Consider the following 13,402-nt stretch of genomic DNA (forward strand, 5'->3'; position numbering starts at 1 on the left):
GACCCGGCGCACCCCGTGCACGAGCTTGTCCCTGCTCACACGTGTCCGTCAGCGCGAACGCGGGTGGATCATCGGGCTCCGATTCGAACCCTACGTCAACCTCGGGTGGCGGGGGCTCCTGGAAGAGTGACAAGAATCCGGCAACCCCGCTCGGATTCGGCCACCCGGATGCGGCCCCCGTGGAGTTCGACGGCCCAGCGGGCGATCGCCAGACCGAGGCCCGTGCCGCCGTCGCTGCCCGGACCGTGCGGCCGGTTGACGCTGCCCCGGTTGAACCGCTCGAAGACCCGGTGCCACTCGGTGCGCGGGATGCCGGGCCCCTCGTCCAGCACTTCGAGCTCCAGGGACCCGGGCTGTCCGCCGTGCCGGGCCCGCACCGTCACCCGGCCGTGCGGCGGGCTGTGCTTGACCGCGTTGTCGATCAGGTTGGCGACCACCTGGTGGATGCGTTCGGGATCGGCGTGCGCGGTCAGCTCCGGCGGTGAGACGTCCAGGCTCAGGTGCACGTCCGTCCGCGTGTGGCTGCCGGAGCCGGTCGCCATGCCCGCCCGCGCCGAGGCGACCATGTTGGCCTCCTTCAGCACGCCCGACAGGTACGGCCACACCTCGAAGCGGCGCCTCTTCAGCGGGACGACGCCGTTGTCCAGCCGGGACAGGTCCAGCAGCGTCTCCACCAGCCGTCCCAGCCGCTCGGTCTGCTTCAGCGCGGTCCGCATGGTCTCGGGGTCGGCCTCGGTGAGGCCGTCGACGATGTTCTCCAGCACAGCGCGCAGCCCCGCGATGGGGGTGCGCAGCTCGTGCGAGACGTTGGCCACCAGCTCCTTGCGCTGGAGGTCCTGGGCCTCCAGCTCGTCGGCCATGGCGTTGATCGTCTGGGCCAGGTCGCCCAGCTCGTCCCGGCGGTTCTCGCGCACCCTGCGGGTGTAGTCGCCGTGCGAGATGGACCGGGCGACGGCGTTCATGTCGTCCAGCGGCGCGGTGAGCGAGTGGGCCACGAACTGGGTGATGAGCAGCGTCGCGATCATCGAGAACACCGTGATGAAGCGCAGCTCGGTCTTGGTGTGCACGGCGATCACCGACAGGCCGGTGGTGATCAGCACCGAGACGACGACCAGCGCGCCCAGCTTCGTCTTGATCGAGAACGGGCGCACACCGCCCCAGGGCTCCGGGCCCCGCGCTCCTCCGCGTCCGGCCGGCCCGTCGCTCATGGCGTGGGCGTCTCCAGGGCGTAGCCCACGCCGTGCACGGTACGGATGCGCTCGGCGCCGATCTTCCGGCGCAGCGCCTTGATGTGACTGTCCACGGTCCGGGTGCCGGAGGCGTCCGCCCAGTCCCAGACCTCCGCGAGCAGCTGCTCCCGGGAGAGCACCGCGCGCGGGGTGTTCGCCAGGCACACCAGCAGGTCGAACTCCGTGGGCGTCAGGTGGACGTCCTCGCTGCGCACCCGCACCCTGCGCTGTGCGTGGTCGATCTCCAGCTCGCCCATGCGCAGGATGCCGCTGCGCGGGGTGGTGGCCGCCAGGGCGGCCCGCTCCATGCGGCGCAGCAGGACGTGCACGCGGGCCGCCAGCTCCCGCATGGAGAACGGCTTGGTCATGTAGTCGTCGGCGCCCACGCCGAGGCCGACCAGCATGTCCGTCTCGTCGTCGCGCGCGGTCAGCATCAGCACCGGCACCGGCCGCTGGGCCTGGACCCGGCGGCAGACCTCCAGGCCGTCGAAGCCGGGCAGCATGATGTCGAGGATCAGCAGGTCGGGCTGCCATGCCTCCGCCGTGTCGACGGCGGACGGACCGTCACCGGCCGTTTGCACCAGGAATCCCTCGGCGCGCAGGCGGGTCGCGATGGCGTCCACGATCGTCGCGTCGTCCTCGACCACCAGGATCCGGCGCTGCGCGCCGGGGGCCGCCGTGCCGTTGTGGGAGGTCTGTGTCTGCTCCATCGCCCGCCCCTGAAGTGTGCTTTTCCGGAAACCGTGGGGTGAATCCGTGCTCTGCCCATGAGTGCGATCGACGCGGGGAGGACCCGCGTCAGTGCAGCAGCGTACGGGGAGTCGCGGCGGCTTTGCTATCCAGGGCGGACGGCGAGGTGCACGACGTCGGGAACGCCCCGGGCAACGGGGATCTCTTCGGTACGCACCTGCCGGAACCCGGCATTCCGCAAGGTTCCCTCGAATTCCGGAGAGGGCTTGGCGGACCACACCGCGAGCACGCCGTGCGGCCTCAACACCCGCGCGCACGCCGCCAGTCCGGCGGGCGTGTAGAGGCCCTCGTTGTCCTCGGTGACGGTCCAGTCGGGCCCGTTGTCGATGTCGAGGCAGAGCGCGTCGAACGTGTCGGACGTCTCATGGACGTACCCCACCAGGTCCGTCTCCACGATCTCGGTGCGCGGGTCGGCCAGGGCCTCGGCCGACAGGCCGGCCAGCGGGCCGTGGCGGTGCCAGTCGATGATGGCCGGCTCCCGCTCCACCACCGTGATGCCTCCCCACCGCGTCCCGCCGGCGGCGTGGGCGAGCGAGAAGCCGACGCCGAGCCCGCCGATCAGGACGCGTGGCCCCGGCCGCGGCGGACGGCCGGCCCGCGCGTCGGCCGCGTCCAGCGCCTCCAGCGCCGCGTCGACCAGCAGCCGCTCCGAACGGCCGTCGGAGGTGTCCATCAGGAAGCAGCCGTTCGCGATGATCTGGAGCAGGTCCCCGTGACGGCGCAGGACGACCTCGCCGTACGGGCCCTCGCGGCGGTCCAGGACTTCGGGGATGACGTACGGGGTGGACATGCGTTCATCTTGGCAGGCCCCCCCCACGGCGATGATCGCTGACAGCGAACACGGCCCCGGGAACATTCGGCGGCACCCCTGCATTGAGTCGGTAGAACTCAACTTGACTGCCGAAGGGGAGATCATGGCTACTGAGTCCGCATCGCTCGCCCTGCCCGTGCTGCCGCTCGACGACGAGGTCGTGCTGCCCGGGATGGTGGTCCCGCTGGACCTGAGCGACTCCGAGGTGCGCGCCGCCGTGGAAGCGGCCCAGGCCGCCGCCCGGTCGACGCCCGGCAAGCCCCGGGTCCTGCTGGTCCCGCGCCTGGACGGCACCTACGCCGGCACCGGCGTGCTGGGCACGGTCGAGCAGGTCGGACGACTGGCCGACGGCGACCCCGGCGCCCTGATCCGGGGCCGCGACCGCGTCCGCATCGGCGCCGGCACCACCGGACCGGGCGCGGCGCTGTGGGTGGAGGGCACCCGCATCGAGGAGAACGTGCCCGACCCCCTGCCGGGCCAGGTGGCCGAGCTGGTCAAGGAGTACAAGGCGCTGGCCACCGCATGGCTGCGCAAGCGCGGCGCCTGGCAGGTCGTGGACCGGGTCCAGGCCATCGACGACGTCTCCGCGCTCGCCGACAACTCCGGCTACTCCCCCTTCCTCTCCACCGAGCAGAAGGTGGCCCTGCTGGAGACCGCCGACCCGGTGGCCCGGCTGAAGCTGGCCACCCAGCAGCTGCGCGACCACCTCGCCGAGCAGGACGTCGCCGAGTCCATCGCCAAGGACGTCCAGGAGGGCGTCGACAAGCAGCAGCGCGAGTTCCTGCTGCGCCGCCAGCTGGAGGCCGTCCGCAAGGAACTGCGCGAGCTGAACGGCGAGCAGGAGGGCGAGGAGTCCGACGACTACCGCGCCCGCGTGGAGGCCGCCGACCTGCCCGAGAAGGTCCGGGAGGCCGCCCTCAAGGAGGTCGACAAGCTGGAGCGCGCCTCCGACCAGTCGCCCGAGGGCTCCTGGATCCGCACCTGGCTCGACACCGTCCTCGAGATGCCGTGGAACGAGCACACCGAGGACGCGTACGACATCCCGGGCGCCCAGGCGGTCCTCGACGCCGAGCACGCCGGCCTGCAGGACGTGAAGGAGCGCATCACCGAGTACCTGGCGGTCCGCAAGCGGCGCGCCGAGCGCGGACTCGGTGTGGTCGGGGGCCGTCGCGGTGGAGCCGTCCTGGCCCTGGTGGGCCCGCCCGGCGTCGGCAAGACCAGCCTTGGCGAGTCCGTCGCCCACGCCATGGGCCGCACGTTCGTCCGGGTCGCCCTCGGCGGTGTCCGCGACGAGGCGGAGATCCGCGGCCACCGGCGCACCTACGTCGGCGCCCTGCCCGGACGCATCGTGCGGGCGATCAAGGAGGCCGGGTCGATGAACCCGGTCGTGCTGCTCGACGAGATCGACAAGGTGGGCTCCGACTTCCGCGGCGACCCCTCGGCCGCCCTGCTGGAGGTCCTCGACCCGGCGCAGAACCACACCTTCCGGGACCACTACCTGGAGGTCGAGCTGGACCTGTCCGACGTCGTCTTCCTCGCCACCGCCAACGTCCTGGAGGCCATCCCGGAGGCCCTGGCGGACCGCATGGAGATCGTCCGGCTGGACGGCTACACCGAGGACGAGAAGGTCGTCATCGCCCGCGACCACCTGCTCCCGCGTCAGCTGGAGCGCGCCGGGCTGGCCCCCGACGAGGTGACGCTGGAGGAGGGGGCACTGCGCAAGCTGGCCGGCGAGTACACCCGCGAGGCGGGCGTGCGGAATCTGGAGCGGTCCGTCGCCCGGCTGCTGCGCAAGGTGGCCGCCCAGCACGAACTGGGCGAGCGCGAGCTGCCCTTCACCGTCACCGCCGACGACCTGCGCGGTCTGATCGGACGGCCGCACCACGTGCCCGAGTCCGCCCAGGACCCGGCCGAGCGCCGCACCTCCGTGCCGGGCGTGGCGACCGGGCTCGCGGTGACCGGCGCGGGCGGCGACGTGCTCTACGTGGAGGCGTCCCTGGCCGACCCGGAGACGGGCGCCGCCGGGCTGACCCTGACCGGCCAGCTGGGTGACGTGATGAAGGAGTCCGCCCAGATCGCCCTGAGCTACCTGCGCAGCCGAGGCGCCGAGCTGGAGCTGCCGGTGGGCGACCTGAAGGACCGGGGCGCGCACATCCACTTCCCGGCGGGCGCGGTGCCCAAGGACGGCCCGAGCGCCGGCATCACGATGACCACGGCGCTGGCCTCGCTGCTCTCCGGACGGCTGGTCCGCACCGACGTGGCGATGACCGGTGAGGTCTCGCTGACCGGACGGGTGCTGCCGATCGGCGGGGTGAAGCAGAAGCTGCTCGCCGCGCACCGGGCGGGGATCACCACGGTGATCATCCCCAAGCGCAACGAGCCCGACCTGGACGACGTGCCCGAGGAAGTGCTGGACAAGCTGGACGTCCACGCCGTCACCGACGTCCGCCAGGTCCTCGAACTGGCGCTGGCCCCGGCCACCGAGGGCGCCGCGCCGGAGGTTCCGGTCGCCGTGTGACGGCGGTGGCCGGATAGGGGAGGCCCGGGTTTTCGTGAGGGAGGCCCGGGCCTCTCCGTGCGTCCCGGTACCCGTGCGCCCGGCCGCGTGCGGACCGGCCGCGCACCCCCGCGCCCCCCGTGCGGCCGGGGAGCCGGGAGGCGCGCGGGGTCAGCCCTGGGCGAGGGCGCGGACCCGGTCGACGGTGCCGTTGAAGCGGTTGTGGTCGCCGACGGTCGGGCCGGTCGAGGTGTACTGCCACATCGTGTAGGCGCCCCAGCCCGCGGGCAGTTCACCGACCGTGGAGGCGTACCGGGCGATCCACAGCGGGGTCGTCGAGGCGAAGCCGGCGTAGTTGCCGGTGCACTGCTTCCACCAGCTCGTCGCCGTGTAGATCACGGCATGACGGCCGGTGCGCGCCCGGTAGCGGTCCAGGAAGTCGCGGATCCAGCTCACCATCCCGCTCTGCGACTTGCCGTAGCAGGCGTCGCCGTACGGGTTCCACTCGATGTCGAGCGCGCCCGGGAGCGTCCTGCCGTCCGGGCTCCAGCCGCCGCCGCGGTCCACGAAGTAGTCCGCCTGGGCGGCCCCGCTCGCCGTGTCGGGGGTCGCGAAGTGGTAGGTGCCGCGGATCATGCCCACGTCGTAGGAGCCGTTGTACTGCTGCGCGAAGTAGGGGTTGCGGTAGTACGTCCCCTCGGTGGCCTTCACGAAGGCCCACTTCACGCCGCTGTCCCAGAGCGTCTGCCAGGCGACGTCGCCCTGGTGGCTGGAGACGTCCACGCCCTCCGTCTGGGTGGCGCGGTCGGCGGGCGGGGTTCCCGAGCGGCCGTCGTGGGCGACGACGCCCATGCCCATGTGGGCGGACCCGCGCGGGGGAGCGACGGGGCCGGGCTCGTCCGCCCGGGCGGTGTGGGGGAGGGAGAGGAGGGCGAGCAGGGTCGCCGCCGCGACGGTCGTGCGGGGTATGCGGGAGACGCCGGACGGACCGGCGGCGCGCGACGCGCGGGTTCTGCGGAGGGGCATGGACGTGTCTCCGTGGGTCGTGGGCCGGTGGGGGTCGGCCGGGCCCCGGACCGTGACCCGCCTCGCATGGTGTGGGCATGCCACTCGGGCGCCTGATGGAGAGGCCGCGCACGCCGGAACGCGGAGCGGGGGGAAGAGTCCGGGAGCTGCCGTTGGTCTACGCCTGCGAAATACTGGCCAAGCCGCGACCACGTCGCCACTTGGCGCGACACTCACCACCCGCACGACCGAGGCAGGGGCCGACGTGCACGACAACGGAAACGGCGGCGGCGACCGGGCCGCCGCCCCGGCAGCCGGGGACCGGCTGGAACAGCCCGCATTCCTGGCCCTGGAGCGGGAGTTGACGGTGCTGCTGCGGCGCGCCCGGGCCAACCAGGGGGAGATGGCCCGGGAGGTCCACCCCGACCTGGAGCCCTCCGCCTACGGGCTGCTGGTCCGACTGGATGAATGCGGCCGGCAGCGGGCCACCGAACTCGCCGCCTACATCGGCGTCGGCAAGGCCACGATGTCCCGTCAGGTCCACGCGCTCGAGGACCTCGGCCTCGTCACCCGCGAACCCGACCCCGCCGACGGCCGGGCCTGGCTGGTCGCCCTCACCGGGGAGGGACGCGAACGGGTGACCCGGGTCCGCGAGGCCCGCCGCGCCCGCTACGCCGGACGCCTGGCCCACTGGGACTCCACCGAGGTCACGGAACTCGCCCGCCTGCTGAACCGGCTCAACCAGGAGATGGAGAAGTAGCCGCCCCGGCTGCCGCCGGCCGCCCCGGCTGCCGCCGGCCGCCCCGGCTGCCGCCGGCCGCCTCCCGGGTCGCCTCCCCGGGCCGCTCCCGGCCGGCCCGCCGGGGCGGTGCCCGCACGCCGCCCGCGACGACACGGGAGCGCGTCCGGACAGGACGACATCTGAGTGCGTCCGAGACAGGACGACCCCTGAGCGAGTCCGAGACAGGACGACATCTGAGCGCACCCCGGACAGTCGGAGCCGCCCCGCTCACAGTTCCACGAACACCACCGTCGCGTCGTCGTGCGTCTTGCTCCGGCCCAGCAGGACCCGCTCCGTGTCGGCCCGCTCCAGCTCCCGCACCCGGTCCACCAGCGCCCGCGCCCCCTCCTTGCGCACCAGGGCCAGGCAGTCCGCCCAGTCGCCCTCGCCGAACCGCTCCACCCAGCGGGTGGCCCCGTCCGTCAGCGCGGCCAGGGCCCGCACCTCCGCGCGCGGCAGCGACCCGGTCACCGCGCGGGCGGACACCGACGGGTCCGCGGCCGCCGTGAAGAAGCCGCCCTCCCGGTTGCGCACCGTGGCGTCCACCAGCGCGTCCGTCGCCAGCGCCGAACGGGGGAGCAGGGCGAGCCGGTCGTCCAGCAGAGCGGTCACCCCACCCCCGGGCGCCTCCACCAGCAACGCCGAATCCGACAGCACCAGGTACTCGACCTCGCCGGGGGACCAGCGGGCCAGCACCACGGTGGCCTGCGGCGTGCGAGGGTGAGAAAGGTCACAGGTGTCCGCGTGGGCGGCGGCGGTACGGGAGATCGCCCGGGCCAGCAGGTCGGCCAACGGCACACCGGGCAGCGAAACGGTCAGTTCGGACAGGGCCCCGCCCAGGCGCGCCGTGAACCAGGGGACGGAATGGAGACAGCCGGTGCCGTCCGGCGGCGGCGTCACCCCGTCCAGCACCACGAGGGTGCCGCCCTCCCCCGACGCGGGGAGGCCCACACTCGCGAAGTCCTCGTTGGGGCGGCCCGCGTCCCCGGGTTCCGAAACCAGCTCAGTGCGCATCCGGCCAGTCTGCACGACCCCTTCACAACGACCGCGAAGGCCGCCCCTCCTGCCCCGGATCCCCGCGGCGGCGCAGGTCAGGTGCCGGGTTTGGGGCGTAATGCAGACCTCCCCGAACGCGTGGCGGCGAATATTGCCACCGCCCGCCCCGCACGTCCAACCGGCGTGCCGGTCAAGGCCCCTGCGCCGCGCCGCGGAACTTGCCCACCAACTCCCGTCCGATGTTCACTCCTTCGAGTGGCGGGTCAGGTGATGCGCTTTCCCTGTCCTCCCCCGCTGGGAGGGTCGGGCGTTGGCGGTCCTGCCGCCCGGGTGGCGTGGACGGCTCGGTGAGGCGCGGACCCGCCCGTTGACGGAGCGTCACCCGACCCACGGGTACACGAGTCAGGAATGCGAGCACCGGTGCAGAAGACGCGGCCTCGTCGCCCAGGCAAGCAGCCGACCCCGACGGGGGACGCCGAACGGACGCCCACCGTCGGCAAGGGCCGCCCCACCCACGTACGCAACCGGCTCATCGTGGCCGTCGCCGTCGTGGCCGCGGCGATCGCCGGAGCCGGTGCGCCCTCCGTGCTCGCCGCCTCGGCCGAACTCAGCGACGCCCAGGACCTGGTGACCCTCGCCGAGCAGACCCAGGACGCGCTCAGCCTCGCCCACTCCCTGGCCGACGAGCGCGACGAGGTCACCTCCTACATCGCGGCCGGCCGCCCCCGGTCCAAGGCGCCCTCTGAGCAGCACAGCGCCCGCGTCGACCGCCTCGTCGAGGAGGTGCGCGCCGACTCCGACACCTCCGACGCGCTGCGCGACGGCCTCGACGCCGTCGCCGCCGTCCGCAGAGCGGCGCTCACCGGCAAGAGCAGTGCTCTCGAAGCGCACGGCGCCTACTCCGCCGCGATCACCGAACTGCACCGGCTCGCCGAGCGGCTGGCCGACCGGACCCCGCCGCGCGCGGGCTCCGGCGCGCACTCCCTCGCCGACCTCGACACCGCCGTCCAGCAGGCCGCCGCCGCCCGGGGACTGCTGCTCGCCGCCTTCAGCGTGCCGAGCACCACCCAGACCGTCGTCGACCCCCTCACCGGCGCGGCGACCACCACCGCCGTCTCCTCGGAGGCCGACACCAAGCGGCGCGACGCACTGACCGCCGCCGCCATGGAAGCCCGGGTGCGCTCCGACGCCGCCCTCGCCGCCTTCCGCGACACCGCCCCCAAGGCCGCCCGCTCCTCCTACGACGCCACCGTCACCGGCCACGAGGTCAACTCCGCCGAGAAGTACCTCGCCAGGCTCACCGACGCGCCCGCCCTCTCCGACGGCGACCTCTCCACCGACGCCAAGAAGCTCCAGGCCGCGCTCACCGCCCGCGTCGAGACCATGCGCGGCGTGGAGTCCTCCCTCTACGAGAAGCGCAGCAAGGAACTCGCCCAGCTCCGGGACGACGACGTCACCGCCCTGGAGATCCGGGTCGCCGTCCTCGGCGCGCTGATGCTGGTCGCCGTCGCCATCGCCACCGCGATGGCGCGCACCCTCACCCGTCCCCTGTCCGTGCTGCGGCGCGGCAGCGCACGGCTCGCGGAGGCCGAGAACCCGGCCGGCGAGGACCCGATCACCTTCACCGGCCGCAACGACGAGTTCGCCCAGGTGGTCCGTTCTGTCAACGCCCTGCACGCGCATGCCGCCGGGCTCGCCGAGCGCGTGGCCACCCTGGAGGCCGACCGCAAGCACCTCGTCGGCCAGCGCCAGAAGATGGCCGACGCGCGCGAGGAACTGCGCGCCGAACTCGCCGAGTCGGCCGCCCACCTGGAACGCCTGCGCACCAGCATCGGCGGCACCTTCGTCAGCCTCGCCCTGCGCACCCTCGGGCTGGTGGAACGGCAACTGGGCGTCATCGAGTCGCTGGAGGAGCGCGAGGACGACCCGGACCGGCTCGCCACCCTGTTCAAGCTGGACCACTTCGCCACGGTGATGCGCCGGCACAGCGAGAACCTCCTCGTCCTCGCCGGCACCGAGCACGTCCAGCGCACCGCCGGGCCGGTGCCCCTGGTCGACGTGGTGCGCGCCGCCGTCAGCGAGATCGAGCGGTACGAGCGCGTCCGCATCGCCGCGCTGCCGCCGCACGCGCACATCGCCGGGTTCGCCGCCGACGACCTGTCCCACCTGCTGGCCGAGCTGATGGAGAACGCCACCTCGTTCTCCCCGCCCGACCTGCCCGTCGAGATCTCCGGCTGGCTGATGGAGAACGGCGAGGTCATGCTCTCCGTCCAGGACGAGGGCATCGGCATGGCCGCCGACCGGCTGGAGCGGCTCAACGAGCGCCTGACCGCGTTCGACCCGGAGGCCCCCTACGAGCAGGAGGGCGAGGACGGCCTCGGCCTCGGCCTGTACGTCGTCGCCCGGCTGGCCCAGCGGCACGGCCTGCGGGTGAAGCTGCGGGAGCAGAAGCAGGGCGGGATCGCCGCGGTCGTCGTCGTCCCCCAGCCCCTGCTCGCCGCGCCCACCCCGTCCGCCGTACCCGCCACCGGTCCCGTACCGGGCGGCGCGGCGTCCTACGCGCTGCCGGGCGCCGACGCCGAGGCCAACTCCAACGTCCTGCACGGCCGCACCGAGAGCGACGACCCGCTGGTCGACCTCGCGGAGCGGTCCCTGCGCCGGGAGGAAGCCGCGGCGGCCGAGGAGCCGGAGCAGCCCGGACGGCCGGACCCGGCGGACCGGGAGGGCCCGTCCCACGGGGCCGAGGAGCCCCGGGCGGACGACCTCACCGACAACACGGCGGACGACCTCCCCGACGACGCGGCGCGGGACGCGGTGGCGCGTGACGCCGGCCGCCCCGGCCCGGACGCCTCGGAGCGGGTGGACCACGCGGCGGCCGAGGACGCGACCGACCCGGCCGGCTCCGCAGGGCAGGAACCCGGCGAGCAGCGGGCCGCCGGCCACGACGCGGACGCCCCCGGCGAGCCCCACGACGCGGACGCCCCCGCCGCCGCTGCCTCCGACACCCTCCCCGGCGCGGACGCCGAGGAGCCGGACACCCCCGGCGCCGCCGCCCCGGACGCCGACACAGTGAACGCCGACGCGTCCGCCGACACGGCGAGCACCAGAACCTCCGCCGACGCCGACGCCGACGCGCCCGCCCCCGGCGCCCCCGCAGACGCCGACGCGCCCGCCGACCATGCCGGACAGGACGGCCCCGCCCGCCCCGAACCGCCGCAGCGGCCCGCCGAGACCACGATGGAGCTGCTGATCCCGGCCCCGTCGCAGCCGGGCGACGACCGCGCGACCGGACCGGACCACCGAGGCGGCACGCCGGACGCCCTTGACGACGCTCCCGCCGCCTCCCCGGCCGTCCCCGCCCAGCAGACCGGCGCGGGCGCCGACGCCGCGACCCGCACCGACGCCGGGGAGGACACCGAGCACGCCCGGGTGCCCGACGGCCCGGCCGCGGCCGACGAGCCCGGGCCCGAGGCCCCTGAACCGGTCACCGCCAAGGGCCTGCCCAAGCGCACACCCAGGATCACCGCACCCGCCGAGACCCCACGGCCGCGCACCGGCGCCGTGGACGCGGAGGCCCTGCGCCGCCGCCTCGGCGGCTTCCGCCGGGGGGCGGAAGCCGGCTACCGGGACGTCGAGGCGGAGATCAACGAGCAGACGGGGCCCCACCGGGCACCGTCCGCCGCCACCGCACCGCAGGCGGCACGCGCCCGGGACGCCGGGGACACCACCGGCACCACGGCGGCCGCGAACGAAGAAGCCACGGGGGGCACCGTCGAGGAGGCAAGCAGTTGACCGCGCCCAGTACCTTCGGACTGAGCAGTGAGGCCCGCAACCTGCACTGGCTGCTGACCAACCTCGTCGAGGAGGTGCCCGGCATCCTCTCCGTCGCGGTGGTCTCCTCCGACGGACTGCTGCTGCTGTCCTCCGACGCCGACCGGGTCACCGCCGCCCGCGCCGCGCGCGCCGAGACGCGCACCGGCCCCCGCGGCTCCGCAGCCGACCTCGCGACCATCGTCTCCGGCATCGGCAGCCTCACCGTCGGCGCCGCCAAGCTGATGGACTCCGGGCCGGTCAAGCACACCATGGTCGCGATGGACGAGGGCAGCCTGTTCATCATGTCGATCAGCGACGGCTCGCTGCTCGGCGTGCACGGCTCCGCGGACTGCGACATGAGCGTGGTCGCCTACCACATGGCCCTGTTCGTCGGCCGGGCCGGCCACGTCCTGACCCCCGAACTGCGGCACGAACTGCGCCAGTCCCTGGAGACCGAGTCCACCGGGAGCACCCGATGAGCAGTACGTCCAGGAAACAGCTACCGGTCCGCGGCGGCGACCGCAAACCCGCCCGCGTCCGCCCCTACTCACTGACCGGGGGCCGGACCCGTTTCGGCCACGTCCTGCTCGTGGAGACCTTCGTGGCGAGCACGGCCGCCCTGGAGGCCCCCGAGGAGCGTAAGGAACTGACGAGCGGCGGGCTCTCGGCGGTCATGCCGGAGAGCAGGGCCATCGTCGAACTCTGCCGCCGGATGCGGACGGTGGCCGAGATCGCCGCGCTGCTGAGGATGCCGCTCGGCGTGGTCCGCGTCCTGCTCAGCGACCTGGCGGACCAGGGAAAGATCCGTGTCCACGGGACCGGGACCGGCCACGGCACGGGCCGCCCCGACCGCGCGTTGCTGGAAAGGGTGCTGAGTGGACTCCGCCGTCTCTGACGCCGCCCCCGGTGTCTCCCCGCTCGTCGAAGGCGACGAGCCCCTGCTGCCCTGGCAGACCGACCGCACCCGGGCGCCGATCGCCACGAAGATAGTCGTGGCCGGCGGCTTCGGCGTCGGCAAGACCACCCTCGTCACCGCGGTCTCGGAGATCACTCCGCTGCAGACCGAGGCGCTGATGACCGAGGCGAGCGAGGGCACCGACGACCTCACCGCCACGCCGGAGAAGCTCACCACCACGGTGGCCATGGACTTCGGCCGCATCACGCTCGACGACGACCTGGTGCTCTACCTCTTCGGCACCCCCGGCCAGCAGCGCTTCTGGTTCATGTGGGACGACCTGGTGCGCGGCGCGATCGGCGCGGTCGTCCTCGCCGACACCCGGCGGCTGAAGGACTGCTGGCCGGCCCTGGACTACTTCGAGAGCTGCGGACTGCCGTACGTCGTCGCGGTCAACCACTTCGACGGCAGTGAGCGCTTCGAACCGGAGGACGTGCGGGAGGCGTTGACGATCCCCGCGCACATACCCGTCTTGATCATGGACGCGCGCAGCCGGATCTCGGCCATCGAGACCCTGTTGTCCCTCGTGGGCCACGCGCTCGACGAAACCCCCGAGTAGGAGTCA

General features: G+C 73.8%; 11 protein-coding genes. 6 read left to right on the forward strand and 5 right to left on the reverse strand.

Features of this window, described 5'->3' with window-relative positions; all coding sequences use genetic code 11:
- Positions 1-95: 95 nt before the first annotated feature.
- From AB0F01_RS09315 to AB0F01_RS09325, 3 genes are all read right to left on the reverse strand, one after another.
- Entirely contained in the window at positions 96-1,208 is a 1,113-nt protein-coding gene (locus tag AB0F01_RS09315; protein WP_362091644.1) for a HAMP domain-containing sensor histidine kinase, read from the reverse strand.
- Complete coding sequence (locus tag AB0F01_RS09320) at positions 1,205-1,939, reverse strand: response regulator transcription factor (RefSeq protein ID WP_362091647.1); 735 nt, start codon at positions 1,937-1,939, stop codon at positions 1,205-1,207. The genes AB0F01_RS09315 and AB0F01_RS09320 overlap by 4 nt, the downstream gene beginning before the upstream one ends.
- Before the next feature lie 125 nt (positions 1,940-2,064).
- A complete protein-coding gene (locus AB0F01_RS09325) occupies positions 2,065-2,769 on the reverse strand; it encodes a spermidine synthase (RefSeq protein ID WP_362091650.1) in 705 nt (234 codons plus the stop codon).
- A gap of 124 nt (positions 2,770-2,893) precedes the next feature.
- Here AB0F01_RS09325 and lon point away from each other — a divergent pair, with 124 nt between their 5' ends.
- Positions 2,894-5,308: an endopeptidase La gene (gene lon / locus AB0F01_RS09330; protein ID WP_362091653.1), complete on the forward strand. Its 2,415-nt coding sequence runs from the start codon at positions 2,894-2,896 to the stop codon at positions 5,306-5,308.
- Positions 5,309-5,458: 150 nt separating this feature from the next.
- Here lon and AB0F01_RS09335 read toward each other — a convergent pair whose 3' ends face one another.
- Entirely contained in the window at positions 5,459-6,313 is an 855-nt protein-coding gene (locus AB0F01_RS09335; protein WP_362091656.1) for a lysozyme, read from the reverse strand.
- A 244-nt stretch (positions 6,314-6,557) separates the two neighbouring features.
- Between AB0F01_RS09335 and AB0F01_RS09340 the strand changes: the two genes are divergently transcribed.
- On the forward strand, positions 6,558-7,052 hold the full coding sequence (locus AB0F01_RS09340; RefSeq protein ID WP_362091659.1) for a MarR family transcriptional regulator: 495 nt from the start codon (positions 6,558-6,560) through the stop codon (positions 7,050-7,052).
- A gap of 249 nt (positions 7,053-7,301) precedes the next feature.
- Here AB0F01_RS09340 and AB0F01_RS09345 read toward each other — a convergent pair whose 3' ends face one another.
- Positions 7,302-8,087: a protein phosphatase 2C domain-containing protein gene (locus tag AB0F01_RS09345; RefSeq protein WP_362091662.1), complete on the reverse strand. Its 786-nt coding sequence runs from the start codon at positions 8,085-8,087 to the stop codon at positions 7,302-7,304.
- Between the two features lie 390 nt (positions 8,088-8,477).
- On the opposite strand from AB0F01_RS09345, the gene AB0F01_RS09350 reads away from it, so the two are divergent.
- The 4 genes from AB0F01_RS09350 to AB0F01_RS09365 are packed head-to-tail and all read left to right on the forward strand — an operon-like array spanning position 8,478 to position 13,396.
- Entirely contained in the window at positions 8,478-11,861 is a 3,384-nt protein-coding gene (locus AB0F01_RS09350) for a nitrate- and nitrite sensing domain-containing protein (protein ID WP_362091665.1), read from the forward strand.
- Complete coding sequence (locus AB0F01_RS09355; protein WP_362091668.1) at positions 11,858-12,361, forward strand: roadblock/LC7 domain-containing protein; 504 nt, start codon at positions 11,858-11,860, stop codon at positions 12,359-12,361. The genes AB0F01_RS09350 and AB0F01_RS09355 overlap by 4 nt, the downstream gene beginning before the upstream one ends.
- Positions 12,358-12,777, forward strand: coding sequence for a DUF742 domain-containing protein (locus tag AB0F01_RS09360; protein WP_362091671.1), 420 nt, complete (start codon positions 12,358-12,360; stop codon positions 12,775-12,777). Before AB0F01_RS09355 ends, AB0F01_RS09360 begins: the two co-directional genes overlap by 4 nt.
- The gene (locus AB0F01_RS09365) at positions 12,758-13,396 is read left to right on the forward strand and encodes an ATP/GTP-binding protein (protein ID WP_362091673.1); all 639 of its coding nucleotides are present in this window, start codon (positions 12,758-12,760) and stop codon (positions 13,394-13,396) included. The genes AB0F01_RS09360 and AB0F01_RS09365 overlap by 20 nt, the downstream gene beginning before the upstream one ends.
- Positions 13,397-13,402: the final 6 nt, after the last annotated feature.

Origin of the sequence: Streptomyces sp. NPDC029526, from assembly GCF_040637405.1 — a bacterium.
Classification (GTDB): domain Bacteria; phylum Actinomycetota; class Actinomycetes; order Streptomycetales; family Streptomycetaceae; genus Streptomyces.

Bases quoted from the DNA above. Each gene is read 5' to 3' on its own strand.
- AB0F01_RS09325 (WP_362091650.1), bottom strand. From the start codon at position 2,769: ATGTCCACCCCGTACGTCATCCCCGAAGTCCTGGACCGCCGCGAGGGC.
- AB0F01_RS09360 (WP_362091671.1), top strand. From the start codon at position 12,358: ATGAGCAGTACGTCCAGGAAACAGCTACCGGTCCGCGGCGGCGACCGC.
- AB0F01_RS09335 (WP_362091656.1), bottom strand. From the start codon at position 6,313: ATGCCCCTCCGCAGAACCCGCGCGTCGCGCGCCGCCGGTCCGTCCGGC.
- AB0F01_RS09345 (WP_362091662.1), bottom strand. From the start codon at position 8,087: ATGCGCACTGAGCTGGTTTCGGAACCCGGGGACGCGGGCCGCCCCAAC.
- AB0F01_RS09315 (WP_362091644.1), bottom strand. From the start codon at position 1,208: ATGAGCGACGGGCCGGCCGGACGCGGAGGAGCGCGGGGCCCGGAGCCC.
- AB0F01_RS09320 (WP_362091647.1), bottom strand. From the start codon at position 1,939: ATGGAGCAGACACAGACCTCCCACAACGGCACGGCGGCCCCCGGCGCG.
- lon (WP_362091653.1), top strand. From the start codon at position 2,894: ATGGCTACTGAGTCCGCATCGCTCGCCCTGCCCGTGCTGCCGCTCGAC.
- AB0F01_RS09350 (WP_362091665.1), top strand. From the start codon at position 8,478: ATGCGAGCACCGGTGCAGAAGACGCGGCCTCGTCGCCCAGGCAAGCAG.